This window comes from Rhizobium glycinendophyticum (assembly GCF_006443685.1).
Taxonomy (GTDB): domain Bacteria; phylum Pseudomonadota; class Alphaproteobacteria; order Rhizobiales; family Rhizobiaceae; genus Allorhizobium; species Allorhizobium glycinendophyticum.
Genome location: NZ_VFYP01000009.1, coordinates 39,501 through 65,540, shown reverse-complemented (window position 1 = coordinate 65,540; position 26,040 = coordinate 39,501). Strand labels below are relative to the sequence as shown.

General features: G+C 59.6%; 23 protein-coding genes and 1 pseudogene. 16 read left to right on the top strand and 8 right to left on the bottom strand.

The features are described from left to right. Positions 1-3 precede the first annotated feature (3 nt). The 14 genes from FJQ55_RS23065 (at position 4) to FJQ55_RS23000 (ending at position 15,401) form a co-directional block, all read left to right on the top strand. Positions 4-2,925, top strand: a complete 2,922-nt coding sequence (locus tag FJQ55_RS23065; RefSeq protein WP_208758269.1) for a monovalent cation/H+ antiporter subunit A — start codon at positions 4-6, stop codon at positions 2,923-2,925. Next, positions 2,925-3,257, top strand: a complete 333-nt coding sequence (locus FJQ55_RS23060; RefSeq protein ID WP_140832523.1) for a Na+/H+ antiporter subunit C — start codon at positions 2,925-2,927, stop codon at positions 3,255-3,257. The genes FJQ55_RS23065 and FJQ55_RS23060 overlap by 1 nt, the downstream gene beginning before the upstream one ends. After that, positions 3,257-4,891 (top strand): monovalent cation/H+ antiporter subunit D, encoded by a 1,635-nt coding sequence (locus FJQ55_RS23055; RefSeq protein WP_140832519.1) that lies wholly within the window; start codon positions 3,257-3,259, stop codon positions 4,889-4,891. The genes FJQ55_RS23060 and FJQ55_RS23055 overlap by 1 nt, the downstream gene beginning before the upstream one ends. Continuing rightward, positions 4,888-5,364 (top strand): Na+/H+ antiporter subunit E, encoded by a 477-nt coding sequence (locus FJQ55_RS23050; protein WP_140832516.1) that lies wholly within the window; start codon positions 4,888-4,890, stop codon positions 5,362-5,364. Before FJQ55_RS23055 ends, FJQ55_RS23050 begins: the two co-directional genes overlap by 4 nt. Continuing rightward, a complete protein-coding gene (locus FJQ55_RS23045) occupies positions 5,361-5,642 on the top strand; it encodes a K+/H+ antiporter subunit F (protein ID WP_140832513.1) in 282 nt (93 codons plus the stop codon). Before FJQ55_RS23050 ends, FJQ55_RS23045 begins: the two co-directional genes overlap by 4 nt. Then, complete coding sequence (gene mnhG, locus FJQ55_RS23040; RefSeq protein WP_140832510.1) at positions 5,639-6,016, top strand: monovalent cation/H(+) antiporter subunit G; 378 nt, start codon at positions 5,639-5,641, stop codon at positions 6,014-6,016. The genes FJQ55_RS23045 and mnhG overlap by 4 nt, the downstream gene beginning before the upstream one ends. 868 nt (positions 6,017-6,884) lie before the next feature. Then, on the top strand, positions 6,885-8,018 hold the full coding sequence (locus tag FJQ55_RS23035) for a transporter substrate-binding domain-containing protein (protein WP_140832508.1): 1,134 nt from the start codon (positions 6,885-6,887) through the stop codon (positions 8,016-8,018). A gap of 1 nt (position 8,019) precedes the next feature. After that, positions 8,020-8,658 carry an ANTAR domain-containing response regulator gene (locus FJQ55_RS23030; protein ID WP_140832506.1) on the top strand — a complete coding sequence of 213 codons (639 nt, stop codon included), beginning with the start codon at positions 8,020-8,022 and terminating at the stop codon, positions 8,656-8,658. 220 nt (positions 8,659-8,878) lie between these two features. Continuing rightward, positions 8,879-9,724, top strand: a complete 846-nt coding sequence (locus FJQ55_RS23025; RefSeq protein WP_140832504.1) for a nitrilase family protein — start codon at positions 8,879-8,881, stop codon at positions 9,722-9,724. Positions 9,725-9,762: 38 nt separating this feature from the next. Beyond that, the gene (locus tag FJQ55_RS23020) at positions 9,763-10,911 is read left to right on the top strand and encodes a substrate-binding protein (RefSeq protein WP_140832502.1); all 1,149 of its coding nucleotides are present in this window, start codon (positions 9,763-9,765) and stop codon (positions 10,909-10,911) included. Positions 10,912-10,962: 51 nt separating this feature from the next. Then, positions 10,963-11,796 (top strand): branched-chain amino acid ABC transporter permease, encoded by an 834-nt coding sequence (locus FJQ55_RS23015; RefSeq protein WP_140832500.1) that lies wholly within the window; start codon positions 10,963-10,965, stop codon positions 11,794-11,796. Between the two features lie 25 nt (positions 11,797-11,821). Then, positions 11,822-13,543 (top strand): branched-chain amino acid ABC transporter ATP-binding protein/permease, encoded by a 1,722-nt coding sequence (locus FJQ55_RS23010; protein ID WP_140832561.1) that lies wholly within the window; start codon positions 11,822-11,824, stop codon positions 13,541-13,543. After that, entirely contained in the window at positions 13,536-14,243 is a 708-nt protein-coding gene (locus tag FJQ55_RS23005) for an ABC transporter ATP-binding protein (protein WP_140832498.1), read from the top strand. Before FJQ55_RS23010 ends, FJQ55_RS23005 begins: the two co-directional genes overlap by 8 nt. Before the next feature lie 3 nt (positions 14,244-14,246). Next, complete coding sequence (locus FJQ55_RS23000) at positions 14,247-15,401, top strand: amidase family protein (RefSeq protein WP_140832496.1); 1,155 nt, start codon at positions 14,247-14,249, stop codon at positions 15,399-15,401. A 337-nt stretch (positions 15,402-15,738) separates the two neighbouring features. Here the strand turns inward: FJQ55_RS23000 and FJQ55_RS22995 are convergent. Then, positions 15,739-16,141: pseudogene (locus tag FJQ55_RS22995) on the bottom strand (PLP-dependent transferase); the annotation flags it as partial. Between the two features lie 57 nt (positions 16,142-16,198). Here FJQ55_RS22995 and FJQ55_RS22990 point away from each other — a divergent pair. Beyond that, entirely contained in the window at positions 16,199-16,603 is a 405-nt protein-coding gene (locus tag FJQ55_RS22990; RefSeq protein ID WP_140832494.1) for a transposase, read from the top strand. A gap of 495 nt (positions 16,604-17,098) precedes the next feature. Here FJQ55_RS22990 and FJQ55_RS22985 read toward each other — a convergent pair whose 3' ends face one another. The 6 genes from FJQ55_RS22985 to FJQ55_RS22960 all read right to left on the bottom strand — a co-directional run bounded on the left by FJQ55_RS22985 (position 17,099) and on the right by FJQ55_RS22960 (position 23,556). Continuing rightward, entirely contained in the window at positions 17,099-17,935 is an 837-nt protein-coding gene (locus FJQ55_RS22985) for an alpha/beta fold hydrolase (protein WP_140832493.1), read from the bottom strand. A gap of 387 nt (positions 17,936-18,322) precedes the next feature. After that, positions 18,323-19,921, bottom strand: a complete 1,599-nt coding sequence (locus FJQ55_RS22980) for an MFS transporter (RefSeq protein WP_140832492.1) — start codon at positions 19,919-19,921, stop codon at positions 18,323-18,325. Then, entirely contained in the window at positions 19,918-20,358 is a 441-nt protein-coding gene (locus tag FJQ55_RS22975; protein WP_140832490.1) for a DoxX family protein, read from the bottom strand. The genes FJQ55_RS22980 and FJQ55_RS22975 overlap by 4 nt, the downstream gene beginning before the upstream one ends. Before the next feature lie 190 nt (positions 20,359-20,548). Beyond that, positions 20,549-22,426 carry an amidohydrolase gene (locus FJQ55_RS22970; protein ID WP_140832488.1) on the bottom strand — a complete coding sequence of 626 codons (1,878 nt, stop codon included), beginning with the start codon at positions 22,424-22,426 and terminating at the stop codon, positions 20,549-20,551. 81 nt (positions 22,427-22,507) lie between these two features. Next, complete coding sequence (locus tag FJQ55_RS22965; RefSeq protein ID WP_140832486.1) at positions 22,508-22,795, bottom strand: XapX domain-containing protein; 288 nt, start codon at positions 22,793-22,795, stop codon at positions 22,508-22,510. 71 nt (positions 22,796-22,866) lie between these two features. Then, entirely contained in the window at positions 22,867-23,556 is a 690-nt protein-coding gene (locus tag FJQ55_RS22960; protein WP_140832484.1) for a hydrolase, read from the bottom strand. A 210-nt stretch (positions 23,557-23,766) separates the two neighbouring features. On the opposite strand from FJQ55_RS22960, the gene FJQ55_RS22955 reads away from it, so the two are divergent. Beyond that, positions 23,767-24,666, top strand: coding sequence for a LysR family transcriptional regulator (locus FJQ55_RS22955; RefSeq protein WP_140832482.1), 900 nt, complete (start codon positions 23,767-23,769; stop codon positions 24,664-24,666). 213 nt (positions 24,667-24,879) lie between these two features. On the opposite strand, the gene FJQ55_RS22950 is transcribed toward FJQ55_RS22955, so the two are convergent. Further along, positions 24,880-25,896: a LacI family DNA-binding transcriptional regulator gene (locus tag FJQ55_RS22950; RefSeq protein WP_140832480.1), complete on the bottom strand. Its 1,017-nt coding sequence runs from the start codon at positions 25,894-25,896 to the stop codon at positions 24,880-24,882. Between the last annotated feature and the right edge of the window lie 144 nt (positions 25,897-26,040).

Sequence of the window (26,040 nt, the reverse complement as noted above, 5' to 3'; positions counted from 1 at the left end):
GGGATAACGCTGGACGCTTCTGGCCTGTTGTTGCTGCTGCTTGTTCTTCCGTTCCTGGGAAGCCTTGCCTCGGCCTTCATCTTGAATACGACGTCACGCGATCTCCCGGTCTTCGTTGCCGGGGTGACAACGCTGGTGACGCTGGTGCTGACCGCATCGACCTATCCCTTCGTCATGCAAAATGGCGTCCAACGCTTCACTGCAGAGTGGCTGCCGCAGTTCGGTTTGGATTTTTCTCTTCGGCTCGATGGTTTCGCCTGGATCTTCGCCATGCTGGTCACGTCGATCGGCCTGCTCGTGATCTTGTATGCGCGCTATTACATGAGCAAGGACGATCCGATCCCGCGCTTTTTCTCGTTCCTGCTCGCCTTCATGGGCGCCATGCTCGGCATCATCGTCTCCGGCAACGTCATCCTGCTTTCGATCTTCTGGGAACTGACGAGCATCTTCTCGTTCCTTTTGATCAGCTACTGGCACACCAGTGCCGCAGCTCGGGACGGCGCGCGCATGGCGCTGACGATCACCGGCATTGGCGGGTTCTGCCTGCTGATCGGAATGCTGTTGCTCGGCAAGATCGTCGGCAGTTACGACCTCGACAAGATTCTCGCCTCCGGCCAGATCATCCGTGAACATCCGCTCTATCTGCCGACGTTGATCTTCATCCTGCTCGGGGCTCTCACTAAGAGTGCCCAGTTCCCTTTCCATTTCTGGCTGCCGAACGCCATGGCCGCCCCGACACCCGTCTCGGCCTTCCTGCATTCCGCCACCATGGTGAAGGCCGGCGTCTTCCTGCTCGTCCGCTTCTGGCCGGTGCTCTCCGGCACCTATGAGTGGTTCATGCTCGTCGGCCTGGCCGGGATCACCACGCTGCTGCTCGGTGCATACCTCGCGATGTTCCAGCGCGACCTCAAAGGGTTGCTCGCCTATTCGACCATCAGCCATCTCGGCCTGATCACCACCCTTCTGAGCCTCGGCAGCCCGCTCTCCACGGTGGCGGCGATCTTCCACATGCTCAATCATGCGACCTTCAAGGCCTCGCTCTTTATGGCCGCCGGGATCATCGACCACGAGACCGGCACGCGCGACATGCAGCGGCTGTCCGGCCTTTACCGCTTCATGCCGGCAACGGCGACGCTTGCCATGGTTGCGAGCGCTGCCATGGCCGGAGTTCCGCTGCTCAACGGCTTCCTCTCCAAGGAAATGTTCTTCGCCGAAGCCGTCGAGACTCATGCTAATTCCTGGCTCGACGTGATCCTGCCCTATGTGGCTACCCTCGCCGGCATCTTCAGCGTCGTCTATTCGCTGCGCTTCATCCATACGGTCTTCTTCGGCCCGCCACCGGTCGGACTGCCAAAGGAGACGCCGCACGAGCCGCCACGTTGGATGCGCGTCCCAATCGAGATTCTCGTGGTCGTCTGCCTCGTCGTCGGGATCGTTCCTGCGATTTCCATCGGTCCCTTCCTGCAGACGGCGGTCGAAAGCGTGCTCGGTAACCGTGCGCCGGAATACAGCCTCAGTCTCTGGCACGGCGTCAACATTCCGTTGGTGATGAGCCTGATCGCCCTGGTCGGAGGCTTCCTCCTCTATGTCTTGATGCGCAACTATCTCGCGCGTTGCGAGGACGGTCCGCCCTATTTCCGACGCCTGCGCGGTCAGCGACTGTTCGAGCGCGTGCTGGTGACGGTATCCTGGCGCTGGGCCCGTTTGGCAGAGGCTAAGCTCGGCACGCGAAACCTTCAGCCGCAATTGCGATGGATCGTCGTCGCCGGCTTCGTCGCTGCCACCTTGCCGCTCTACCTGTCGGGTTTCGAACGCCGGCCGATCGCCTTCTCGGCCATCGACCCAGCCTTCGGCCTGTTTTGGGCGATCGGCATGGCGCTGGCGATCGGCGCGGCGGTCTCCGCCAAATACCATCGCCTCGCGGCCCTCATCATGCTGGGCGGTGTCGGCCTCATTGTCTGCATGACCTTCATCTGGCTGTCCGCGCCGGACCTTGCCATCACCCAGTTGCTGGTCGAAATCGTCACCACGGTGCTCATCCTGCTCGGCCTGCGCTGGCTACCCAAGCGTAGTCCCGACATGGGTGATGTGATGACCTTGCAAAGCCGTTTCCGCCGCTTCCGCGATCTGGCGCTCGCCATACTGTGCGGGGTCGGCATGTCGGTGGTGGCCTTCACGGTCATGACAATGCCGGTCCCGGATGCGATCGCCAACTACTTCCTGCAGAATGCGTATAGTGGAGGCGGCGGCCGCAATGTGGTCAACGTTATCCTCGTCGATTTTCGCGCCTTCGATACGCTCGGGGAAATCGCTGTACTCGGGATCGTCGGCCTCACGGTCTACGGCCTGCTGCGCCGCTTCCGTCCGGCGGAAGACAGCATGGAACTACCCGAGCAGCAGGTGGCCCAGAACCGTTTTGACAAAGACCAGCCCGAACGCTCGCCGGGCGACATGGTCCGCGACTACCTGTTGGTGCCCTCGGTGCTCATGCAATGGCTCTTTCCCGTGATCATCACTTTTGCGGTCTACCTGTTCATGCGCGGGCACGACATGCCGGGCGGCGGCTTCTCGGCCGGCCTCACTCTGTCGATTGCCTTCCTGCTGCAATACCTAGCCGGCGGCACCCGTTGGGCGGAAGATCGTATCCGTATCCTGCCGCTCCGCTGGATGGGGGCCGGCATCCTGACGGCCACCGCGACCGGCATCGGTGCCTGGCTTCTCGGCTATCCCTTCCTCACATCGCACTTCCGCTATCTGGATATCCCGCTGATCGGCAAGGTCCCGGCGGCAACGGCATTGCTGTTCGACCTCGGTGTGTTTGCATTGGTCGTCGGTGCGACGGTTCTCATTCTCGTGGCGCTGGCGCACCAGTCTATCCGCATCAATCGCCTGCGGGCACTCGAAGCCAAGGGAGAGAAACGCTGATGGAAATGGCTCTGTCCCTCGCCATCGGCATGATGACCACCTGCGGCGTCTGGCTGATCCTGCGGCCGCGTACCTATCAGGTGATCATTGGTTTGTCGCTCCTGTCCTACGCGGTCAATCTGTTCATCTTCGGCGTCGGCGGCGTGAAGAGCAACATGCCGCCCATCCTTGAGGACGGAGTGATTTCGACGAGCCTCAGCGACCCCGTGCCTCAGGCGCTTGTCCTGACCGCGATCGTCATCGGCTTCGCCACCACCGCACTGTTCCTCGTCGTGCTTCTCGCCTCTGGCGGCCTCACGGGCAGCGACCATGTCGATGGGAGGAACGAATAATGTCCAGCTGGAGCCAACACCTCATCGTCACGCCGATCCTGCTGCCGATGATGACAGCCGCTCTTCTCCTGTTCATCGACGAGCGCGACCGGACAGCCAAGGCCCTGGTAAGCCTCGCCTCGGTTGTGCTTCTGCTGTCGAACGCCATCATTCTGTTCATGGTCGAGAGCGGCCCGAACAGCTTCGACAACGTTTATCTCCTCGGCAACTGGGCTGCTCCCTTCGGCATCGTGCTCGTCATCGACGGCCTCTCGGCGATGATGCTGCTCCTCGCCGCTATTCTCGCGATAGCAGCTCTGGTCTTCTCCCTGGCCAAATGGCATGCGGTCGGAGCGCATTTTCACAGCCTATTTCAACTGCTCCTTGTCGGCGTCAACGGTGCCCTGCTCACCGGCGACCTCTTCAACCTCTTCGTCTTTTTCGAGGTAATGCTCGCCGCCTCCTACGGCCTTTTGCTGCATGGCACCGGTACACTCAGGGTGAAGTCGGGACTTCACTACATCGCCGTCAATCTGGTCGCCGCACTTTTCTTTCTTATCGGAGTGAGCCTGATCTACGGCACCGCTGGTACGCTCAACATGGCGGATCTTGCCCTGCGCATGCCGGAGATGGAACCCGATCGGCTGATCCTGATGGAGGCCGGTGCTGCGGTGCTCGGCGTGGCCTTCTTCATCAAGGTCGGCATGTGGCCGCTCTGCTTCTGGCTGCCCACCGCCTACAGCGCGGCCTCGGCACCCGTGGCCGGCATGTTCGCCATCCTCAGCAAGGTCGGCATCTATGTCATCCTGCGCCTCACAATGCTTCTTTTCGGCGATGGTCCATCCGCCGGATTCGGAGCAGAGGTGCTTCTGGTCGGTGGAATGGCCACCCTGATTTTTGGCACGATCGGTGTGCTCGCATCCCAAGCGCTTGGGCGGCTCGCGGGCTATTCGGTGCTCGTTTCCTCAGGCACGCTGCTCATGGCCCTCGGCATCAATGACGGCGTCGTCTCTTCCGGCGCGCTGCTTTATCTCGCCAGTTCCACCCTGACGATCAGTGCCTTTTTCATGCTGATCGAACTGGTGGAGCGTGGACAGGATGCCGGTGCCAACGTGCTTGCCGTCACCATGGAAGCCTATGGCGACGGGGAGGAAGCTGATATCGAAGACGGCGGCGGCACCACCATGCCCGGCACGATGGCTATCCTCGGCATCTGTTTTGCCGCCTGCGGCATCCTGCTTTCCGGTTTGCCGCCTCTGTCGGGCTTCATCTCGAAATTCGCCATGCTGTCGGCCATGATGGGGACGGGCTCGATAGGTACCACGCCGGATTTTTCGGTCTGGGCATTAATCGTTCTCGTCATTCTCTCGGGTCTTGCCGCCCTGATCTCCATGACTCGTGCCGGCATCCGCGCCTTCTGGGGTTCGATAGAAGGTGCCGTGCCCCGGGTTCTCGTTATAGAACTCGTGCCGGTGATGATGCTCCTGTCACTGACGCTTGCCCTGACCATTCTGGCCGGTCCGGCCATGACCTACATGGACACGACGATCAGGACGCTCTCCAATCCCGAGGCCTATGTCGATGCGGTCAGCAATGCGCGAGTCGTGTATGGCCTCGCATCATCCGGAAACGAGATTGAGGGAGGGGCGCCATGATCCCCTATCCGCTATTGAGCCTTTCGCTGCTCCTGATGTGGCTGTTGCTCAACGACTTCAACCTCGGTCATCTCATCCTCGGCGCTGTCGTCGCGACCTTCGGCGGGTGGGCCATGGCCTCACTCCGGCCCGGCAAACCGGTGATGAAGAAGTGGTATTTGATCCCCAAGCTGTTGTTGCGGGTCTTCGTCGACATCATCAGGTCCAACCTCGCAGTAGCGCTGCTCATTCTGCGCGGCAAACGCCAGAAACACACCTCCGGCTTCATCTCCATACCGTTGCGCATCGAGCATCCGACGGCACTGGCCGTCATGGCCGTCATCCTGACCAGCACGCCGGGTTCCGCCTGGCTTGCCTATGACGGCCGCCGGAAGACGGTGCTCATCCACGTGCTCGACCTGATCGACGAAGACGCATGGGTGACGAATATCAAGGACCGCTATGAAAGCCTGCTGCTGGAGATCATCGAATGAGCATCATCATCCTCTTCACTGCGGTTTCTATCGCCAAGGTCCTACTGGCGTTGTCGATGATGCTTGTGGTCGTGCGCATCTTCATCGGGCCGCGGGCCCAGGACCGTATCGTCGCGCTCGACGCGTCCTATATCATCGCCATGCTGCTGCTCGTCACCTTCGGGATCGGCAGTGGACGCACCGTCTATTTCGAGGCGGCCCTCGTCATCGGCCTTCTCGGCTTTGTCTCGACGGTTGCGCTGGCGAAGTTCCTCATGCGCGGGGAGGTGATCGAATGAGCATGCCTCTCGCCGACCTCCCGATCTGGGTCGTCATCCTCGTCTCAGCCCTGCTGCTGATAGGCTCGGGACTGACCCTCCTCGGCGCGATCGGTCTTTTGCGCCTGCCGACCTTCTACGAACGCATCCACGCCCCGACGCTCGGGACGAGCTGGGGTGTCGGGGCAATCATGCTGGCCTCGATCATCTACTTCTCGATCGCCGGCTCCCGCGCCGTCCTGCATGAGATCCTCATCGGCATCTTCGTCACGATGACCACGCCGATCACTCTGATTTTGCTGGCGAGAGCTGCCTTGCACCGTGATCGCTCCGAGGGGGACCCATCTGTTCCGAAGGAGGTTTTGCCAAAAGAGATCCCTGATGCCGAAGCTTGAAGATACGGGCAGAACGGCAATCAACTCCGCCTGAAATCGTCAAGGTCGGAGGCGGCGAGCCTTTACCCATCGCAGCTTTTCGTCTCATCCATTCGCTGCCTTCGTTTTGTTCGGCCGAACTCAGACTATTGCGCCCTTCTCATCGATGTCCTGTGTCACCGTCCGTCTCGCCAACGACGGACCGTCCGCTTTCGGCCCGTTCGCGGACGTCACTTGGGGTCCCCAGACAATTTTCGCGAGACCCGTTTCGGAACGACGGATGGACTGAAGAACGGCAGCCGGGATTCCTCAAGTTGTTGAGAAGGCGTCGCTTTTTTCTGTGAGGAACAGCCGCCGAATTTACGCGGAAAACCGACCTAAAATGGCCTGCCTGGAGAACCTGGAGTCTCACATCATTTCAAAGGGTTAGAAAAGGCGCCTTTGAATTCCCTATGTTTTTCTGTCGCGAGCGACCATTGGATGCCATCTGCGTGCCCTAGCTTTGGGGCGACGTCAACATGGCGGGAGAGCGGCAATCATTTCCGCTAGGGGTCGTCAAAAAGCAATGAGGCGGTCGGACCGCGCAGACAGCTTTGCGCCTGCATATCAGTCATAGATGTCATTATCGCCCCCGCCCGAAAGCGGGCACAGCTACGATGCCGCGCCAGTCTCGTAGGCGCCTCATATCCCGTAGTCGTGCTGTGCGCAGCCGGGATGGCGCCGCGCGACTTTGACGCCGTCCGGCATCCACGACCGGTGGTCGTTCTTTTGAAGCCAGCAAAGCCTGTACAAGACCAACGAACGCGCCGAAGCGATACCGCTGCTTGAAATCGCAAGAGCGCTCCGCTCTATAGGTGTCACGACCAGTGAACCGGGTGGGGGCTTGGATATGTCAAACAGCGAATGGCGCGTGGGCGTCCTCTTTTCCCGCAGCGGTGTCACGACGGTGACCGAGACGGAGCATTTTCTGGGAACTGCATTGGCGGTTGAAGAAATCAATGCTGCGGGGGGCGTGCTTGGACGGCCGATACAGCCAATCGCCTACGATCCCGGTGGAGACAACAGTGCCTATCGCAGTCTCGCCCGCCGTCTTCTGGCAGAGGACGATGTCAACATCATCTTCGGCTGCTCCACGTCGGCGAGCCGCAAGGCGGTGCTTCCGATTGTCGAGCGTCACAATGGCCTGCTGTTCTATCCCTCGATGTATGAAGGCTTCGAGTATTCGGAAAACGTTGTCTATACGGGCGCCACGTTGAACCAGAACACCTTTGCGTTGGCGGAATTTCTTTTGCGCAATTACGGCCAGCGCATCTATTTCGTCGGTGTCGATTATATCTATCCTCGCGAATCCAACCGGGTGATGCGCGACATCGTCGAATCCAAGGGTGGGCAGGTTGTCGGTGAACGCTACATTCCGCTGCATGCCGGCGACGACTTTCTGCAACAGGTGCTCTCGGACATCACGCGACTGAAGCCGGATGCGATTTTCTCGACCGTGATCGGCAGGCCCGCCCAGCAGTTCTATCGGATGTATGCCGAGGCGGGATTCGACCGCCGTCGCACACCGATCGCCAGTCTGACCATGGCCGAGACCGAGATCCGCGAGATTGGTGCGAACCTCTGCACCGGGCACATTCTGTCCGCGACCTACTTCCAGACAGTTGAAGGCGAGGCAAACACTCGTTTCGTCGAGGCCTATAAGAGCCGCTTCGGCAGCGACGTGACCACCAGCGTTTGGTCGCAGCCGGCTTACACGCAGGTCCACCTTTTTGCGCGGGCGCTCAAACGCGCCGGCTCGCTTGAGACACACCGCATTTCCGAAGAGGTCCTGATGGAGGACTTCATGGCCCCGGAAGGTCGTGTCAGTTTCGACAGCGATACACGACACCTCTGGCTGCATCCGCGGATCGGCATTGCCCGCGAGGACGGGTTGTTCGATATCGCCTGGCAGGCACCCGGCCCGATCAGGCCCGATCCTTATCTCACGGCGTCCCGCTTCGAAGATGCATGGTTGGAGGTTTGAGATGGCAGGCCCCAACAGGATCATTCAAGATCTACGGCGAGCTCGCGTTTTGGTTGTGCATCCGCGTGACGAAGACGGCGATGTTTTGGTCTCCCATCTTCGCCGACTCGGGTGCGAGGTGCGGGCAATCTGGCCCCTGCCTGCAAGCCTGCCGCCTGACATCGATACCCTGTTCCTGCATATAGAGGATACGTCTGTCGAGCACGCGGTCCAAATCAGCGAGGCACAGCAGCCGGCGATCATCGCGATCCTGACCTATGAAAGTCCCACGGCATTGCAGGCGATCATAGAGCTGGACGCTCATGGCGTCATTTCCAAACCATTGCGACCGCTGGGGATCCTCACCCAGTTTGCCTTGGCTCGCTATCGTCACAGCTATGAGAAGCGCTTGGTCGCAAAGGTGCAGAAACTCGAGGAGACTTTGAAGGGACGCCGGCTCGTGGAGAAGGCCGTCGCGGCATTGCGCGCGATGAACGGTCTAGATGAGGATACCGCCTACAAGTTGTTGCGTGATCAGGCGACTGCGAAGCGCGTTCCCATGGCCCAGGTCGCCGAATCGATCGTTGCCGCACATGAAACCATGCGCAGCTTCGGTCTGCCTCTGCCGGGTTCGACGGGGCACAAGACGACCGAGACTTAACCCGGTATCGCTTAGGGCCCGTAGGGCCCCTGTGCCCAAGGTTTGGACAGCGCCCAAATCTGCTCAATTTTGCGTCTTGACTTGCGTTCGCTTCCATGGAAGCTTTGCCGGCGAGCAAGATTGCTCTGCGGCAAGGTTGCCGCTTTAACATCATGGCTAAGCAGCCTCTGGTTCACGGATTGAGTTCCGTGCCGGAGGTTTTTTGCGTTTGGAGAATGACTTGACCGATCCGGTTCTGACGTCACGAAAATTGACAGTGGCAGCGATCCAGTTCGAGCCGCGCATTGGCGATCGAGCTTTCAATCTTGCTGCCATCGATAGGATGGTTCGTCGAGCGGTGAGCGAAGGCGCCGATCTGGTCGTCCTTCCGGAACTGGCCGATACCGGCTACGTTTTCCAAAACACGACCGAGCTTTCCACCCTTGCGGAAGCGGTTCCCGGCGGCCCAAGCGCAGCTTTTCTTTCTTCGCTTTCCCGTGATCTCGTCGTTCATATCGTGTGCGGTCTGGCTGAGCGCGATGGCGACATCTTTTACAATTCCGCGATCCTCACCGGGCCGGAAGGCTATCTGGGCAAGTATCGCAAGCTCCATCTATGGAACGAGGAGAACCGTTATTTTGCGCCGGGCAATCTGGGGCTGCCGGTCTTCGATGTTGGGATCGGCAAGGTTGGAATCGCGATCTGCTACGATGGGTGGTTCCCGGAAGTATTCCGCCAGCTCGCGCTCAATGGTGCCGAGCTCATCTGCGTGCCGACCAACTGGGTTCCCATGCCCGGCTCGGAAAGCCATACCGACACGATGTCGAACATCCTGACGAAGGCGGCAGCCCATTCCAATGGCGTTCACATCGTCTGCGCGGACCGTATCGGCACCGAGCGTGGCCAGCCCTTCATCGGGCGGAGCCTGATTGTCGGGCCGGAAGGCTGGCCGCTTGTCGGCCCGGCCAGCGCAGACCGCGAAGAGATCCTGCTTGCCCAAATCGACCTGTCGAGTGCGCCGCGCAGCCGCGCCCTCAACAGTTTCAATCATCTGCTCGGCGACCGCCGGACGGATGTCTATCGCTGAGTGCGAAACTACGACCACCAAAGAAAAAGGGGAACACAATGATACGCAGAACCATGATGCTCGCTCTCGCCTCCGTCGCTTTCGCAACGGCGTCTTACGCAGCAGATCCGATCAAGATCGGCGTCCCGGTCGGGCTGTCCGGTGCCAACAGCGTCGTCGCGCCTTCGGTCGTTCAGGCCGCCGAACTGGCAGTCGAGGAAATCAATGCCAATGGCGGCGTCCTCGGCCGGCCACTCGAACTTGAAATCGCCGACGATGCGTCTGGCGCTGCCGGCGCGCAGAAGGCGTTCGATAGTCTGGTTTTCCAGAAGGAGGTGGACGTCCTCATCTCGATGGAAACCAGCGCCGCACGCAACGCCGGCCTGCCGATCGTCACCAAGGGTGATGTGCCGTACATCTACACCTCATTCTACGAGGGCAAGTCGTGCAATCCCAATCTCTACGTCAACGCTTGGGTGCCGGAACAGCAGGTGCCGCCTCTGGTCGACAATTTCACTGGTAAGCAGGGCGCAAGCAAGTTCTTCCTGATCGGTTCCGATTACGCCTTCGGTCGGGGCATGCTGGAATTCGCCCGCGCCTATATCGAGAAATCCGGTGCATCGGTCGTCGGCGAAGAATATCTGCCGATGGACGGCAGTGACTGGACGGCCGTCATCTCCAAGCTCAAGGCCTCCGGTGCCGATGCCATCATTACCTCGACCGCCGGCGGCGCGCCCAACGTGACGCTGACCAAGCAGCTTCGCTCCTCCGGCGTCAGTCTGCCCTATGGCAACCTGGCCGTTGACGAAGGCACTGCAAAGAGCATGGGAGCCGAAGCGAGCGGCATCTTCCTTTCCGCATCCTATGTCACCAGCATCGACAGCTCGGAGAACAAGGCCTTCCTGGCGGCCATGGAAAAGAAGTTCGGCTCCGATCTTCGCACCCCGAATGACCTTTCAGTACCCCAATACGAAGCGATCTATCTTTACAAGGCAGCGGTCGAAAAAGCCGGTTCGACCGAAACGGCGTCCGTGCTGGAAGCGCTGCCGGGTGTCTCCTTTACCGGTCCGCGCGGCACCATTTCCATGAGCAAGCAGCATCACGCGCCGCTGACCATGTATCTGGGCCAGGTTCAGGATGATGGCAGCGTCAAGGTGGTCGACAGCTACAAGGACGTTGATCCCGGCGAGCAGTGCCCGAACCTCTGATTGCTGGCAAGGTGGGGCGAAAGCCCCACCTTCGATCCTGGGATGACATGCATGACACTTTTCCTCGACATCATCAGTACGGCGGCGATCCTCTTCATCGTCGCATCCGGCCTGCTGACCATTTTCGGTGTGCTGAAGATCATCAACTTTGCCCATGGGGCATGGCTGACGATCGGAGCTTACTGCGCGGTCGTGGCCAATCAATTGGGCTTGAACCCTTGGTTGGGCGCCGTCCTGGCCTTTTTGTCCGGCGCCGTTCTCGGAGCCTTGGCCGAACGCTTTATCGTCCGCCCACTCTACCGTCGTCCCTTGGATGCCATCCTGGCCACATGGGGCTTAGGGATCGTTGTCGGGCAGCTGATCACTCTCTGGTTCGGACGCGACGTGCATTTCACGCCGGCTCTGCTGCCAGGGACGCTCGACGTCCTCGGCACGAGCTATTCGCTCTACCGCCTGTTTGCCGTTGTGGCGGCACTTGCGATCGGCCTCGGCTTTGCTTTTCTGCTCGAGGGGACCCGGCTCGGCCTTTCGGCCCAAGCCGTCATCATGAACGAGAACTTGGCGCGCGCACTTGGCATGGACACGACCAGGATCCGATTGGTGACCTTCATGATCGGGACGGGGCTCGCAGCACTGGCGGGCGTGCTTTTGGCGCCGTTGACCAGCGTTGATCCCAACATGGGGGTTGCCTGGCTGACGGGTGCCTTCATGCTGGTCATGGTCGCTGGCACGTCCTTTGGAGCGCTTGCCGCCGCTTGCCTGCTTTTCGGGGCAGCGCAGGTGCTCGTCTCCATATTCTTAAGCCCTGTCCTTGGCGGAATCACCGTCGCTTTGCTCTGCGCCATCGTGCTGCGCATTCGTCCGAAGGGATTTGCCCGTGCCTGACAAACACAAAATCCGGCTGGCGCTGATGGCAGCCCTCGCACTTAGCGCATTGTTGCTCGTCATCTTCGGGCCTCTGGTCCTTGATCGCTTCAGCCTCAACGTGCTTGCACGGTCTATGATCTACGCGATGCTCGCGGTAACCGTCGATCTGCTCTGGGGCTACACCGGTATCCTGACATTCGGCCAGGCAGCCTTCTTCGGTGTCGGGGCCTATGCTACCGCCATGGTCCTGACCCATATCGGCGCGAGCCCCTCCCTCTTTGTGCTGGCGCTCGTGGCTGCTATTCTCGTTCCGCTCGTGCTGGGCCTCGCCGTTGGTTGGTTGTCCTTCTACCACGGCTCGACGCCTCTCTATGCGACCGTGATTTCCCTCGTGGTGCCGATTGTCATTACCCAACTCATCTATTCCGGTGGCATATGGACCGGCTCGTCGAGTGGTATGGTCGGTTACCAGACACTGCCGCTCGGGCTTCCGGGCTTCTTCCGGCTGACGGGGGTCTGTCTCCTCGTGCTTGCCGTGGTCGCTTTCGTGTTCGTGCGCTCGGATGCCGGTCGTCTGCTGGTTGCCATCCGCGACAACGAGACGCGTGTCGCCTATCTCGGGATCAGCCCGGCCCGGATCAAGATCGCCCTGATGGCTGTTCTCGCTGGCGTGGCGGGGCTGGCAGGCTTTCTCTTCGCCAATGCCTCCGGTGTCGTGGCCCCTGAAAACAGCGGTTTCGTGTTCGGCACGGAACTGGTCGTCTGGACGGCTCTCGGTGGTCGCGGCACGATCTTCGGCCCCCTGCTGGGCGCCATTGGCATCGACTATCTGAGCGCCAATTTGTCCGGCGAGCTGCCATTCCTGTGGCAACTCGTCGTCGGGGGCTTGTTCGTGGTAATGATCATCCTGTTGCCGGGTGGCCTGGCCTCTCTTGTGACGGCGCGTTTCGCACAAGGTGGACGCAAACGTCGTCTTGATGCCCTGCCGTCAGCGACCCGCGTGGATGCGATGGCCTTGTGTGCCCCCGTTGTTTCGGTGACGGGGCTTGGCAAATCCTTTGGCGCACTCTCCGTGCTGAAGGGCATCGACTTTACAATTCGCCCAGGCGAGCTTGTCAGTGTGGTTGGTCCAAATGGGGCAGGCAAAACGACGCTCATGCGCTGCCTTTCCGATGGGACGGAAGCGATCGAAGGTCGCGTCGAAATTGGGGGCAGGGATATTGCCGGTCTGCCACCGCAGAAAGTCGTGGCGCTCGGCGTAGGGCGCAAGTTTCAGGTGGCGAGCGTCTTCGACAGCATGACTGTGGCCGAATGCCTGCGCATGGTGCGAATGCGCCACGAGAGACCTGCATTGACGCAAAGCCCTGATGCAATCGACCTTCCCCCCGCAGCGATCGAAATCCTGCGTCTGACCGGGTTGACCGACATGGCAGACCGGCATGTGTCCCTCCTGTCTCACGGACAGCGCCAGGCGCTGGAACTGGCCATGGTCGTAGCCCTGGAGCCGCGTCTCATTCTGCTGGATGAACCGACGGCCGGCCTCAGCAAGGCAGAACGCATGACCATCGGTGTGGTCCTCAAACGCCTGACAGCGGACCTGGGCTTCGCTGCAATCCTCGTCGAACACGACCTCGACTTCGTCCGCGAAATTTCGAGCCGGATTGTGGTTCTGCACCAGGGCAAGCTGGTTCTCGATGGCACGGTCGAAGACGTTGTGCAGTCGGAGACCGTTCGTACCATTTACTCGGGAGGCGCCCATGCGTGAGATCGTCAAACTCGAACTCTTGGGCCTGCGCAGCGGCTACGGAACCGTGAGCATCGTCAACGGCGTCACGCTCTCGATCCAAGCAGGTGAAATCTTCGCCCTCATGGGCAAGAACGGGATGGGAAAGACGACGCTTCTTAAGTCGATTTTGGGCCTGATTAGACCAACCGACGGCGAGGTGAGTGTCGACGGCAAGCTGATCAATGGGCGAAGCACTGCCGAACTGATCGCAGCCGGGATCGGTTATGCACCGCAGGAGCAGCCGTTATTTCAGGATCTTTCGATCCGTGACAACTTGCGACTGGCGCTCAAAACCGACCGGGAGCTCAAGCCGGCGCTTGAGCGTGTATTTACCTACTTCCCCTTTCTGCGGGACAGGATGCAGCAAAAGGCCGGAACGCTGTCGGGTGGTGAACAGAAGATGCTGATCCTCTCTCGCGCGCTGATGCTCAAGCCCAGCCTGCTCTTCATCGACGAGATATCTGAGGGTTTGCAGCCCTCGGTCGTCTCGAAGATTGGCGAGGTGCTCGCCCATGAGCGAGATGAAAACGGAACGACCATCATTCTGGTGGAACAGAATCTCGATTTCGCGCTCTCAATCGCTGATCGTTGGGCTGTGCTGAAGCTTGGCGCCATCGACGATCAGGATCACAACGGCCCCGGCACGCGCGAACGCGTGCTCCAGCATTTGAAGATCTGATCCATGCAGCATCGCACCAATGCATTTCTCCCCTATCCGCAGGCGCCCGTTGCGAACGCTGGAACGGGGCCATTGGAAGGCTTGCGGCTTGGTGTGAAGGACTTGTTCGACGTTGAGGGCTATCCCACGGGGGCCGGAAACCCGTATCTTCTCGCAGCCTCCGGCATCAAGGAACAGACGGCGCCACTCGTGCGCCGCTTGCTCGATCTCGGTGGGATATTTGCCGGCAAGACCCATACCGACGAACTCGCTTATTCCCTGATCGGCAACAACCTGCATTTTGGGATGCCGATCAATCCTTTGTATCCCGACCTCATTCCTGGGGGATCCTCTTCCGGGTCGGCGGTCGCGGTCGCTGCCGGGCTTGCGGACATTGGCCTCGGGACCGACACGTCCGGTTCCATTCGGCTACCCGCCGCGGCAAACGGACTTTTCGGTTGGCGCCCGAGCTATGGCCTGTTGGATCCGACCGGCATCCGTCCACTTGCGCCGAGCTTTGATGTACCCGGCCTCTTTACTCGTGATTTGGCTACTCTGCGGCGCGTGATGCAGTCCCTCGGTGTTCACGATACACGCGCACCATTGACGATCCTCGTCGTGGATGACCTCGTATCGCTGTGTGATCAAGATATCGCCGATGCTTTCTGGGCCGTGATCAGAAAACTTGGGGTTCCAATCCTCACACGACCGTCATTGCCTGTAACAGGCCTTTCCGAACTGGCACGCTGCTTCACTACAATATTGCAGAAGGAAGCCTGGCAGACCAACGAGGTCCTGTTCGAGGACGCCCGACAAACGCTGGCTCCGGACATCGCGCAGCGCTTGACCAGCGGACGGGAAATTTCGGACGAAAGCTACGATGCGGCGGTGTCGCAACGCGCCCGCTTCCGCAAGGCCTTCGAGGAGACAGTGCACGAGACCGTCCTCGTGATGCCGACCCTGCCAATGGTTCCGCCCCGACGCGACGATACGCAAGAGCGTTTCGCCTCCTTTCGGGCTCGCTCCATCGAGTTGCTCTGTATCTCGGGCCTTTCCGGTTGTCCACAGATCACGATGCCATGGCCGTTACCGAGTGGAGAGGCTGCCGGCATTTCGCTCCTTGCGCCACACGGCTTTGACGGATCATTGCACACGGGACTTGCTAAGTGGTTTGCTTGATATTGTTTGTTCAAACGATATCCATGGGGTCATTGGGCAAAAGTTTCAGCAAAAAGGGCGATAGCGGCATCAGGCGATGTGCTGGACCAGCGGAAGGCGAATCCCTGCCTCAGGGCGTTGGCCACTCGGTTTGAAATTGATGCGTCCGCTTGTAGCGTCCATCCGACAGTCGCAAACTGTCCGCTCCCGGCGCCCGATTGAGACATCCCAACCTCATACACAATCTTGCTAAAGCATGGACGGCCGATCGCCCAACTTTCAGGTCACTTGGAGCTTCAGAAAGATTTGTGTGGGGCCGATGTAACGCACCGACCCTTACCTGTTGTCGAGTCCAGCCTTACTCAGCCGCTGACTTCAAGCCCGCAGCGGCTTCCAATCCCCGCTCCAGGTCGGCCAGAATGTCGTCGATATGCTCGATACCGCCGGAGAGACGGATATAGCCCGGGGTCACGCCTGTTTTCAGTTGATCTTCTGCGGTCAACTGGGAATGGGCGGTCGAGGCCGGGTGAATGGCGAGGCTGGGAGCGTCGTCGATATCGGCGACGTGGTGGTGCAGTTCCAGGGCATCGATGAAGCGACGTCCGGCCTCACGACCGGCTGCCAGGTCAAAGCCGACCAGGCCGCCATAGCCGCCGCTTAGATACTTGTCCGCACGTTCGCGCGCCGTGCCTGTCTAATGTCTAAAGGCCAGGGTGGATCACGCGGCTGACCTCGGGTCGCTTCGAGAGAAATTCAGTAACCGGTGTTCTGCCCCCACATTGGCAGCCGCTGCTTGATCTGTGACCGATGTTCCATGGATGAGCGACAAGGAGTGTCTCCATGGAGTCTACGTTGGAGGTTTCACAGCGCGACGGAGTAGGCGTGAGGCGCACTGCCATTGGCCTGACGAGGTCAAGGCACGCATCGTTTCGGAGACCTTACATCCAGGCGCAACTGTGAATGAAGTCGCGCGGCGCTACGGACTGAAGGCCAATCACCTGTCTTCCTCGCGCACGTTGGCGCGGCAAGGCAAGCTGGTGTTGCCAGAGCCGGAAGACGCAGTCGAGTTTGCGGCAATGGTAATCGATAAGTCATTGCCGGAGCCGCCAACGGTAAAGGTTGCCACGCGCGCCGAGATTGTCATCGGACCCGTCACCATTCGATTGGTGGATGCGTGTCCGGCGGTGCCGTCATCCCGATCTGTTCAGAGGGCGATAAAGTAAATGAGTAACTCTGTTCAGAGGGCAAAAACTACAATGCCCGATTTGTAACACAGTTTTAAAGTGCTTCTTCTCAAGCTTTCGGGGAGGATTTCGTGACAATTTCCCGCTCTTGCGGACCGATCGTTGCAAATCCGCCGATTAGTTCTCGATGATACGTCAAACCTTCACGTAAGGGTGATGTTATCGGGTGTCAGAGTGACGTGATGAAAAACATCTTCATCTTTCGATCCGCCATAGCATCGATCAACCGCAATTGCACTGGGCTGATCCGGCTGCCGCGGGAAGATCGAACTTTTATCTAACAATAGCAGGGCGACCCGTGGCGACTGGAGGGAGGACTGGCGACAAATGCAGAGAAATCGAAATACGGGGTGTCCATTGCTCGCGCTTTGCTGAAGCTCAAGCCTCGCCCTTTTTGATTAAGCCGCACTGAGTGCTTAATTAAGGCCGCAACAGACTGCTGTTGCGGCCTCGATCCATGCTCATTCCGGAGGCTCAGGACTGGATGAAGGCCAGCAGATCTGCGTTCAGTACGTCGGCATTGACAGTCAACATGCCATGCGAGAAGCCGGGATAGGTCTTGAGCGTCCCGTTCTGCAGAAGCTTGATCGCCTTGTGAGCCGAATCGGCGATGGGAACGATCTGGTCGTCTTCGCCATGCAGGATCAGGGTTGGCAGCGTGATGGTCTTCAGGTCTTCTGTCTGGTCGGTTTCAGAAAATGCCTTGATGCCGTCGTAATGGGCCTTGGCGCTTCCCATCATGCCTTGACGCCACCAATTCTGGATCACGCCTTCCTGCACATTTGCACCGTCGCGGTTGAAGCCGTAAAATGGGCCAGCCGGCACATCGCGGAAGAACTGGGCCCGGCTTGCAAGAAGGGCGGATCGGAAGCCATCGAATACTTCCATCGGCAGACCTTCCGGATTGGATGCGGTCTTCAACATCAGCGGCGGAACCGCGGCAACCAGAACGGCTTTGGCTGTCCGGCCTGAAGGTTGCCCGTGCTTTGCAACGTAGCGGGCAACTTCGCCGCCGCCGGTGGAATGGCCGATATGCACGACATTTTTCAAGTCCAGCGCCTCGACAACGGCAAAGGCGTCGGCCGCGTAGTGGTCCATATCGTGGCCGTCGGAGACCTGGGCGGAGCGGCCATGGCCGCGACGGTCGTGCGCGATAACGCGGAAGCCCTTCGACAGGAAGAATAGCATCTGTGCGTCCCAGTCATCGGAGGACAGCGGCCAGCCGTGGTGGAACATGATCGGCTGTGCGTCCTTCGGACCCCAGTCCTTGTAGAAGATTTCAACGCCGTCCTTGGTGGTTACATATGCCATTGTCTTATCTCCAATAATTGATTTGGTGGTGGATGCAGCCAGGGCTGCGGGGGGAAAGGTCGAAGAAAGTACGTTTGCAGCAGCGATGATGGCGGTCGTGGCGAGAACGCCGCGGCGGGTTATGGGAAGAAAGTCAGATCTCATCGTGGCTGCCCCTAGAGGTGTTCTTGATCTCATCAGGCGAGGCGTGTTCGTCTGATGAGAGGATCATGCTTCAATGACGGCGTTGCAACAATTGTCGCCATTGTTTCGATTTTGTTGTCGTTTCTGCAATAACAGGGACGAAAGAGGTTGTCGGGCCAATCGCTCGGCTTTGCGCAAACGCAAAAGGCCCGCGCTTGAGAGCGCGGGGTGATCAAGAACAGGGATGTGGGCGAGGTTAGGGCCTCAGACCAGGCCGGGCCGGTTGACCGTCAGGAAGTGGCGCACGACCGGCTTCTCTCTTCCAGTGTGATAAGCCAGTACCTTGCCTTGCAGATCAGCATCCGCATTCGAGACGCGTTTGTGCTGTCGCAGATGTTCCGCCCAGGATTCGACCATGAACCATTCGACGATCTTGGTGGGATCGGCGGAATCCTCCGTCACGCCCCATCCATAGGCTCCGTCGCGGCGACGTGCCTCGGAAAGCCTGTCGATGGCGTGAAAGAACGCCCTGCGGTTATGGTTTTCGACATGGTATTCGATCAGGATCAGGACCGGACCGCGATCATGAGCAATGGGTTCTGCCACCAGCGGCTCCGGCCAATGGTTGGATGGTACCAAGTCGATGTCGCCCGAGGGCAGTTTTACCTGATGCATGACAAAGCCGGCAAGCAGCAAACCGGCCGCACCGATCAGAAGCGTTCCGGGGACACCTGCAGCTTCGCCCAACGCGCCCCAGCCGAGGCTTCCTGTCGTCATCGCGCCGTTGAAGACGGTGAGGTAGACCGCAAGCCCACGACCTCGCACCCAGTTTGGCAACACTGCCTGGGCTGCGCCATTCAGCGTCGTAAGCGCAGTAATCCAGGCGCCCCCGAGGAAGAGCAGAACAAGAATGGCGACCCATTTCGGCGGCGACAGAGAGAGGGCCCCCATGACGAGCGCAGTGACGATGGCAGAGCCGAGAAGCAATGCATCGGCATCGAAGCGGTCCCGGAGCCTTGGCATGATCAGTGCGCCGGTAATAGCGCCTGCGCCGACGGACCCGAGCAAGATGCCATAGAAGCCGGCGTCTCCGCCCAGCATCTGGCGGGCAACAAGCGGGAGCAACGCCCAGACTGCACTGGCGAAGGCGAAGAAGATGGCGGCCCGCACCAACACCACATGCAGCGGACGGCTGGCACGGGTATAGCGAAGACCGGCCCGGAACGCGCCAAGGAAGCCTTCCGCCAGGACATCATCGGCGTTTTTGGCGCGCGGCCACCAGACAAGGGCGGCGATGACGACGAGGTAGCTGGCGACATCGGCGCCATAGGTGGCAGCTGCCCCGAAGGCCGCCAGCAACATTCCGCCCGCCGCCGGGCCGATGGAGCGGGCAATATTGATACCCAGCGAGTTCAGCGCCACGGCGCTTTTCACATCCTCCCGCTTTACCAGTTCCGGGACGATGGCCTGCCAGGTCGGCCCCATCAGCGCGGCACCTACGCCGCCCAGAAAAGTGAGGCCGATGAGCGCGCTGACCGAAAGCAGACCGCTATGGGCCAGCACCATCAATGTCAGACTGACCGAGGCCAGCAGCACTTGCACCGCGATCAGGAATTTGCGTCGGTCAAGGACATCGGTGAGAACGCCAGCGGGAATGGCGAGCAGAAAGATCGGCAGGGTTCCGGCAGCCTGCACCATGGCCACTGCAGCCGGTGAAGCGGAGAGATCGGTAATGAGCCAGGAGCTTGCGACGTCGCGCATAAAGCTTCCTGTGTTGCCGAGGACGGTCGCGGTCCAGAGCACGGCAAAAACTGGCTGATAGAGCGGAGCGAATGTGCCTGTTGAAGATTTGGCGGCGCTCATGGCTTTGATCCTCTCGCAAGATCGGAGGTGGCAACAATAACGAAGGCGCCGGCCAGTCCGAGATGCTCAAAAAAGGCATTTGTGGCCATCATCCGGTCCATGCCCGGTGCGAGTTCCCAGAAGCGCAAAGCAATCAGCGTGGCCAGCAGGGTAAATCCCGCAAGAGCGAGCGCGGCAAGCCAGCGGAAGTAGCCGGTGACGACCATGGCCGAGGCGGTGAGTTCGAACAGGATGACAAGGACCGCGATTGCTTTAGGCGGCGCCAGGCCAAAATGCTCCATTTCGGCAATGGCACCCTGGAAATCCAAGATCTTGGTGATCGGGCCCTGAATGTAAGCGGCGCATAGGGCCATGAGGGCCATGGTTTTCACTGCGGGCCGGGTCAGTACATTCCGTATGACACCATCAGGTCGTTTGAAAAGGGTAGAAGAAGTCATCGCTATGTCCTCTGATCTGGAGAAACTTGCAGGGTTCTGATGCGAGGAGTGTGCAGGCGCGGCTGGCAGGCTACAATTGCAACAATAATTCAGACTTTGTTGTGTAAGTTGAAATAATCAAACCGGGCCCGGGAAGCCCATGGCGGCACAAGCTCTCTGCCGCCAAGGTTTTCTCATGGCCTGTCGCGTTTCAAACTGCCCAGCACGAGCAACCAAGAGCGCCGAAGAAGCCCTGGAGATCCTTGATGGGGAGCTTCGATGTCCAGGCGCCGGCGTGATCGTGCCCGTGGACATTGCAGTCATTGGCGCAGCCGCAAGACACGATCGCCTTGCGGCGCAGAGATTGGCGTCCAGCGCCGTCCGGCTCGCCCCAGGCCGCATAACCACCGAATCTGCGCACCGGTGACCAGTCAGGCATGGCCGGCGGGACAGGATTTTCATCCAGGTTTGCAAAATCGCCGGCGCCATAGACGATCCTGCCGCCCACCATCGTCAGTTCGGATGTCAGGAAGGAGATTTCGTCTTCCGCGCAGGAGAAGAAGTCCTTGTCCGGGACGATCAGGTCGGCAAATTGTCCCTTCTCGATGCGGCCCTTCTTGCCCTCTTCATTGGAGAACCAAGTGACCTTCTCCGTCCACATGCGAAGCGCCGTTTCGCGATCAAGGCAGTTTGCGCGCGGATAAAGCTGCATGCCGCCCACCGTCTTGCCCGTCACCATCCAGGAGAGCGAAACCCAGGGATTGTAGGAGGCAACGCGGGTGGCATCCGTGCCGGCCGAAACATTGACGCCCTTTTCCAGCATGCGCCGGATCGGCGGTGTGGCTTCGGCGACGCCATGGCCATAGCGTTCGACGAAATACTCGCCCTGATAGGCCATGCGATGCTGGGTGGCGATGCCACCGCCAAGGGCCGCGATGCGGTCGATGGAGCGTTCGGAAATCGTTTCGGCATGGTCGAAGAACCAGTTCAGCCCTTCGAGCGGAATGTCCTTGTTGACCTTTTCGAACACGTCGAGCGCCCGAGAGATGGTCTCGTCATAGGTCGCGTGAAGACGCCAGGGCCAGCGGTTCTCGGCTAGGACCCGCACAACCTCTTCCAGCTCGCCCTCCATCTCCGGTGCCATCTCGGGCCGTGGCTGGCGGAAATCCTCGAAATCGGCGGCCGAGAAGACGAGCATCTCGCCGGCCCCGTTGTGGCGGAAGTAGTCGTTGCCCTGCTTGTATTTGACGGAGGATGTCCAGTTGAGGAAGTCCTCCTTTTCCTGCTTCGGCTTCTGCGTGAACAGGTTGTAGGCCAGCCGCACCGTGAGTTGGTTCTCGTCCGAGAGCTTCTGGATCACCGCATAATCGTCGGGATAGTTCTGGAAGCCGCCGCCCGCATCGATGACACCAGTGATGCCGAGACGGTTCAGTTCGCGCATGAAGTGGCGGGTGGAATTGACCTGGTAATCGAAGGGCAGCTTCGGCCCCTTGGCGAGCGTCGAGTAAAGAATGCCCGCATTGGGCTTGGCAAGCAGCAGGCCAGTCGGATTGCCGTTGGCGTCACGCGTAATCTCGCCGCCGGGCGGATTGGGCGTGTCACGCGTATAGCCGACAGCGCGCAGCGCGGCACCATTCAGCAGCGCGCGGTCATAGAGATGCAGGAGGAAAACCGGCGTATCAGGTGCAACAGCATTGATCTCTTCGATCGTGGGGAGGCGCTTTTCGACAAATTGATGTTCGCTAAAGCCGCCAACGACGCGCACCCATTGCGGTGCCGGCGTGATGGCCACCTGCCTTTTCAGCATGTCCATGGCGTCGGCTAGGCTGCGCACGCCATCCCAGCGAAGCTCCATGTTAAAGTTCAAGCCGCCGCGCACAACGTGGGTGTGGTTGTCGATGAGGCCCGGCAGTACCCGCTTGCCCTTGAGATCGATAATTCTAGTCTCCGGCCCTGCCAGAGCGGCGATCTCCTTGTCATCGCCCACCTGCATGAAAATTCCGTCCTTGATGGCAACGGCAGTGGCGGTGGGCTTGGTGCGGTCGAGGGTCGTGATGCGGCCGTTGAGAAGAATGAGATCGGCGAACATGGTAGCACTCCGGGTCAGAGGGATTTGGAAGAAAGTCCAGGATGAAAAGACCGGTCCGGCCTCCTCTCCCTGCATCGAAAGTCAGCCATTTTGATCTTGAGACGGCTGGGTACTTGCAACTTTTGCGGCAGTTGTGTCGCCTGTAGGCAAGTGGCCGAACATGTGGGGCTTGATATGGTTCAGCCAGGACATGGCGGCCGGCTCCCTGGTCCAGAGGGCCGTCGCAAAAGGGATCACCTGTTCGCCCAGGAGAATGCCGAAAAGGCCGACAAGGGCGATGATGGGTGGCGCGGGTGAGCGAACCTGCAACAGGCTGTAGATGATCCCAACCAGGAGGCCTGCACCGAGCGACATCAGATAAGGTTTCATCGGATCTTACTCCTTTTTGTATGGACACGGACTGCTCCCCAGAGCTCGCTCAGGGGAGCAGCGTCCGTCTGTTACTTTGCCGGGTTCGGGCCGATGCGCTTGCCATGGGTGACGCGCTCGTTTGCGCCGTGGACCATGGTGTAGGCGTAGTCCACGCCCATCCCGTAGGCGCCAGAATGCTCCTTTACCAGCGAGGTGACGGCGTCGTAGGTTTCCCTGTGAGCCCAGTCGCGCTGCCATTCGAGCAGAACCTGCTGCCAGGTAACCGGAATGATACCGGCCTGCACCATCCGGTCCATGGCATATTTATGGGCGTCTGCGGAGGTGCCGCCCGAGGCATCCGCGACCATGTAGATCTCATAATCCGGGCGGTCGTTCAGGGCCGACAAGGCGAAGGTGGTGTTGCAGACTTCCGTCCAAAGGCCTGATACAACGATCTTCCTGCGACCCTGGGCGGCGTTTCGGTCGAGCGCATCGCGGACATTCTGGTCATCCCAGGAGTTCATCGAGGTGCGCTCGAGGATGTCGTTTTCCGGGAACACTGCCAGCAGTTCCGGGAATGTATGCCCGGAGAAGGATTGTGTTTCGACCGTCGTGATCGTCGTCGGTATGTTGAAGATCTTTCCGGCCTTGGCGAGGCCAACGACGTTGTTTTTCAGGACCTGGCGGTCGATCGACTGCACGCCAAACGCCATCTGCGGTTGCTGGTCGATGAAAATGAGCTGGCTGTTGGCGGGGGTCAGGACTTCGAGCTTGGACATTGTCAATTCCTCTTTGGTTGCTTTGACCACTGATGCGGTAGGTTGTGAGCAGCTGGGCATCGTGCCTTGGCGCTCGTGAAGGGTTTCGTTTCGCGGGTTCGACCGCCGCTATGCTGTTCATCTGCTGTGTGATGAGAAGCTAGCGCGATTGCGGAGGTGGAGAAATTGCAATAATAATTGCGAATGCATTGCACTGGATGAAATAATCACGTGAACGACTACAAGGCCCTGACGGTATTTCTATTGGCTGCGGAAAAGCGCAGCTTCGCGCAGGTCGCGCGTGAGCTCGACATGACACCCGCTGCCGTTACGCGCTCGATCGCTGCGCTTGAACAGGATCTGGGGGTGCAGCTCTTCGTGCGGACCACGAGGCAGGTCTCGCTGACGACCGATGGCGCAATCTTCGCCGCCCAGATCCAACCCGCGCTGGAAGCGCTGGAAACTGCCCGAAGAGATATTCGCGATACACACAAAACAGACCAGGGTCGTCTGCGCATCAGCGCGCCCACCTGGTTCGGCAAGGCGGTTCTCCCGCCAATTCTATCCGGATTTCGGGAGCTCCACCCGAAGATCAGCTTCGAGGTGTCGCTTTCGGACGGCCTCGTGAACATCATGGAAGACGATTTCGATCTGACGATCCGGATTTCGGCCCAACCGTCCGACAAGTTCACCATCTGGCGCAAGATCAGGGTCGTGCCGCGAATACTTGTGGCCGCACCGGGAAGCCGGTTCGTCGATATGAAAAGTCCTGACGAACTCTCACCAGACGACTGTCTGGCCTATAGCGGAGAAAGTCGACGCGAGAACTGGGTTCTGTCTGATGGTGGAACAAGTCTCACGATTTCTGCAGGACGCGCCTTTAGTGCCAATAGCGGGGAAGTTCTCGCTGATATGGCCGCTGACGGTGCAGGCGTTGCCATGTTGCCAGGCTTTCATATCGCCGAGCATCTGCGATCCGGTCGCCTGGTCCATGTCCTGCGCGGCTGGGCGCCACCTGATTTGTGGCTCACCCTGTATTATCCGCCCTATCAGACATTGCCGCCGCGAATTGCGACGTTCTCAAAGTTTTTCGAACAGAATATCCCGTTGCTCATGACAGAGATTTCTTGATGAGGCACATTCCCGCTGTCTGACAGGGCGCGCGCGACCGGCGGTTCAACGTCGAGGCTGCGGACAAGGCCGTGGTCACCGGCATCACCTCCATCCGGACCGGCGAGAGGTTTGCCTATCTTGGCGTTGTCATCGATCGCCCGTCCCGCCAGACTGCCGCCATACCTTTTTTGTAAGGTAGTATAGCGGCCCTTCGAAAGAGATCATTTCCTCTCATCCGCTCTCGCCCTCGATGAGGGTCATTGGCCAGAGCTGGCGACGAACAGCCTTCGGATAGTGCTGGGCAAAATCTGGCATGGTGGCGAGCAGGCTTTCCGCAAGTCCGATGCCGAGTGAGCGCAGATCCGGCCGGAAGCAGGTCAGGACCGGGTGGAGAAACTGCGCCTGCGGGCTGTATTGCCCCAGCACCGCCATATCACGACCCGGTTTGAGCCCCGCTTCCTGTAGTCCCCTATAAAAGCCGACGACGGTCGCTTCGTTGAGCAGAACAATTGCCGAGGGTCGATCGCGGGTGGAAAGCACCGCCTGGGCCACCGCATAACCGCCGGCCTCATTCGGGCTTGAGCGATATACATGCTGCTGTGCCAATTCCAGCCCATGACGTGCCAGCACGACGCGGCAATGGTTTTCGAAGACATGGCCAAGGTTGATTTCCCCGTAGGGCCGGCTGATGGCAATCTTCTTGTGGCCATTTGCCACCAGTCGCTCGAGCGCCATGTCGGCCATGCCTTCAAAGTCGAGGTCGTACCAGGGTTGCCCGACATCCGTCTGGCTTCGCCCCAGCGTGATGAAGGGGATCTTGGTCTTGTAGAGAAGGTCGAAGCGGGCATCCTGAAAACGGGTTGCGGAGAGGATGATGCCGTCGGCGAAACCTCGGGCGACGATGCGCTTGAGATAGGCATCCGGATCCTCTTCCGAAGAGCAGAGCAGCGCCACCAGATCCAGTTTGTGCCGGGCAAGTACGGTCTGCACACCATCGAAAACCCGCATGAAGAAACTGTCGCCCTGGCCGGTCGTGTCGTGGCCGGTCTGCATCATGAAGCCGATGATGCCGGTTGCACCCTTTCTCAGCGAACGTCCGGCCTGATTGGCGACATAGCCCAGTTTTTCAGCCGCCTCGAGCACCCGCTGACGGGTCTCCTCATTCACGTCGGGCTTGCCGTTCAAGGCGCGAGACACCGTCCCGATCGAAATGTCGAGATAGTCCGCCAATTGCCGGATGCCCTTCATGACCGCTCTCCCAAATCCCAGTCCACAGTCCCGAAGAACGCTCCGTAACCGTTTACGAAAAATCTATTGACACAATGCAGGTCCTGTTCCTAGTATCGTAAACGTTTACGGGGCGAGTGAAAGAGGAGATTCGCTTACCCCTTG

Coding starts and splice junctions, on each gene's coding strand:
- FJQ55_RS23060 (WP_140832523.1), top strand. CDS start 2,925: ATGGAAATGGCTCTGTCCCTCGCCATCGGCATGATGACCACCTGCGGC.
- FJQ55_RS23055 (WP_140832519.1), top strand. CDS start 3,257: ATGTCCAGCTGGAGCCAACACCTCATCGTCACGCCGATCCTGCTGCCG.
- FJQ55_RS23050 (WP_140832516.1), top strand. CDS start 4,888: ATGATCCCCTATCCGCTATTGAGCCTTTCGCTGCTCCTGATGTGGCTG.
- FJQ55_RS23045 (WP_140832513.1), top strand. CDS start 5,361: ATGAGCATCATCATCCTCTTCACTGCGGTTTCTATCGCCAAGGTCCTA.
- mnhG (WP_140832510.1), top strand. CDS start 5,639: ATGAGCATGCCTCTCGCCGACCTCCCGATCTGGGTCGTCATCCTCGTC.
- FJQ55_RS23035 (WP_140832508.1), top strand. CDS start 6,885: ATGTCAAACAGCGAATGGCGCGTGGGCGTCCTCTTTTCCCGCAGCGGT.
- FJQ55_RS23030 (WP_140832506.1), top strand. CDS start 8,020: ATGGCAGGCCCCAACAGGATCATTCAAGATCTACGGCGAGCTCGCGTT.
- FJQ55_RS23020 (WP_140832502.1), top strand. CDS start 9,763: ATGATACGCAGAACCATGATGCTCGCTCTCGCCTCCGTCGCTTTCGCA.
- FJQ55_RS23015 (WP_140832500.1), top strand. CDS start 10,963: ATGACACTTTTCCTCGACATCATCAGTACGGCGGCGATCCTCTTCATC.
- FJQ55_RS23010 (WP_140832561.1), top strand. CDS start 11,822: ATGGCAGCCCTCGCACTTAGCGCATTGTTGCTCGTCATCTTCGGGCCT.
- FJQ55_RS23005 (WP_140832498.1), top strand. CDS start 13,536: ATGCGTGAGATCGTCAAACTCGAACTCTTGGGCCTGCGCAGCGGCTAC.
- FJQ55_RS23000 (WP_140832496.1), top strand. CDS start 14,247: ATGCAGCATCGCACCAATGCATTTCTCCCCTATCCGCAGGCGCCCGTT.
- FJQ55_RS22990 (WP_140832494.1), top strand. CDS start 16,199: ATGAGCGACAAGGAGTGTCTCCATGGAGTCTACGTTGGAGGTTTCACA.
- FJQ55_RS22985 (WP_140832493.1), bottom strand. CDS start 17,935: ATGGCATATGTAACCACCAAGGACGGCGTTGAAATCTTCTACAAGGAC.
- FJQ55_RS22980 (WP_140832492.1), bottom strand. CDS start 19,921: ATGAGCGCCGCCAAATCTTCAACAGGCACATTCGCTCCGCTCTATCAG.
- FJQ55_RS22975 (WP_140832490.1), bottom strand. CDS start 20,358: ATGACTTCTTCTACCCTTTTCAAACGACCTGATGGTGTCATACGGAAT.
- FJQ55_RS22970 (WP_140832488.1), bottom strand. CDS start 22,426: ATGTTCGCCGATCTCATTCTTCTCAACGGCCGCATCACGACCCTCGAC.
- FJQ55_RS22965 (WP_140832486.1), bottom strand. CDS start 22,795: ATGAAACCTTATCTGATGTCGCTCGGTGCAGGCCTCCTGGTTGGGATC.
- FJQ55_RS22960 (WP_140832484.1), bottom strand. CDS start 23,556: ATGTCCAAGCTCGAAGTCCTGACCCCCGCCAACAGCCAGCTCATTTTC.
- FJQ55_RS22950 (WP_140832480.1), bottom strand. CDS start 25,896: ATGAAGGGCATCCGGCAATTGGCGGACTATCTCGACATTTCGATCGGG.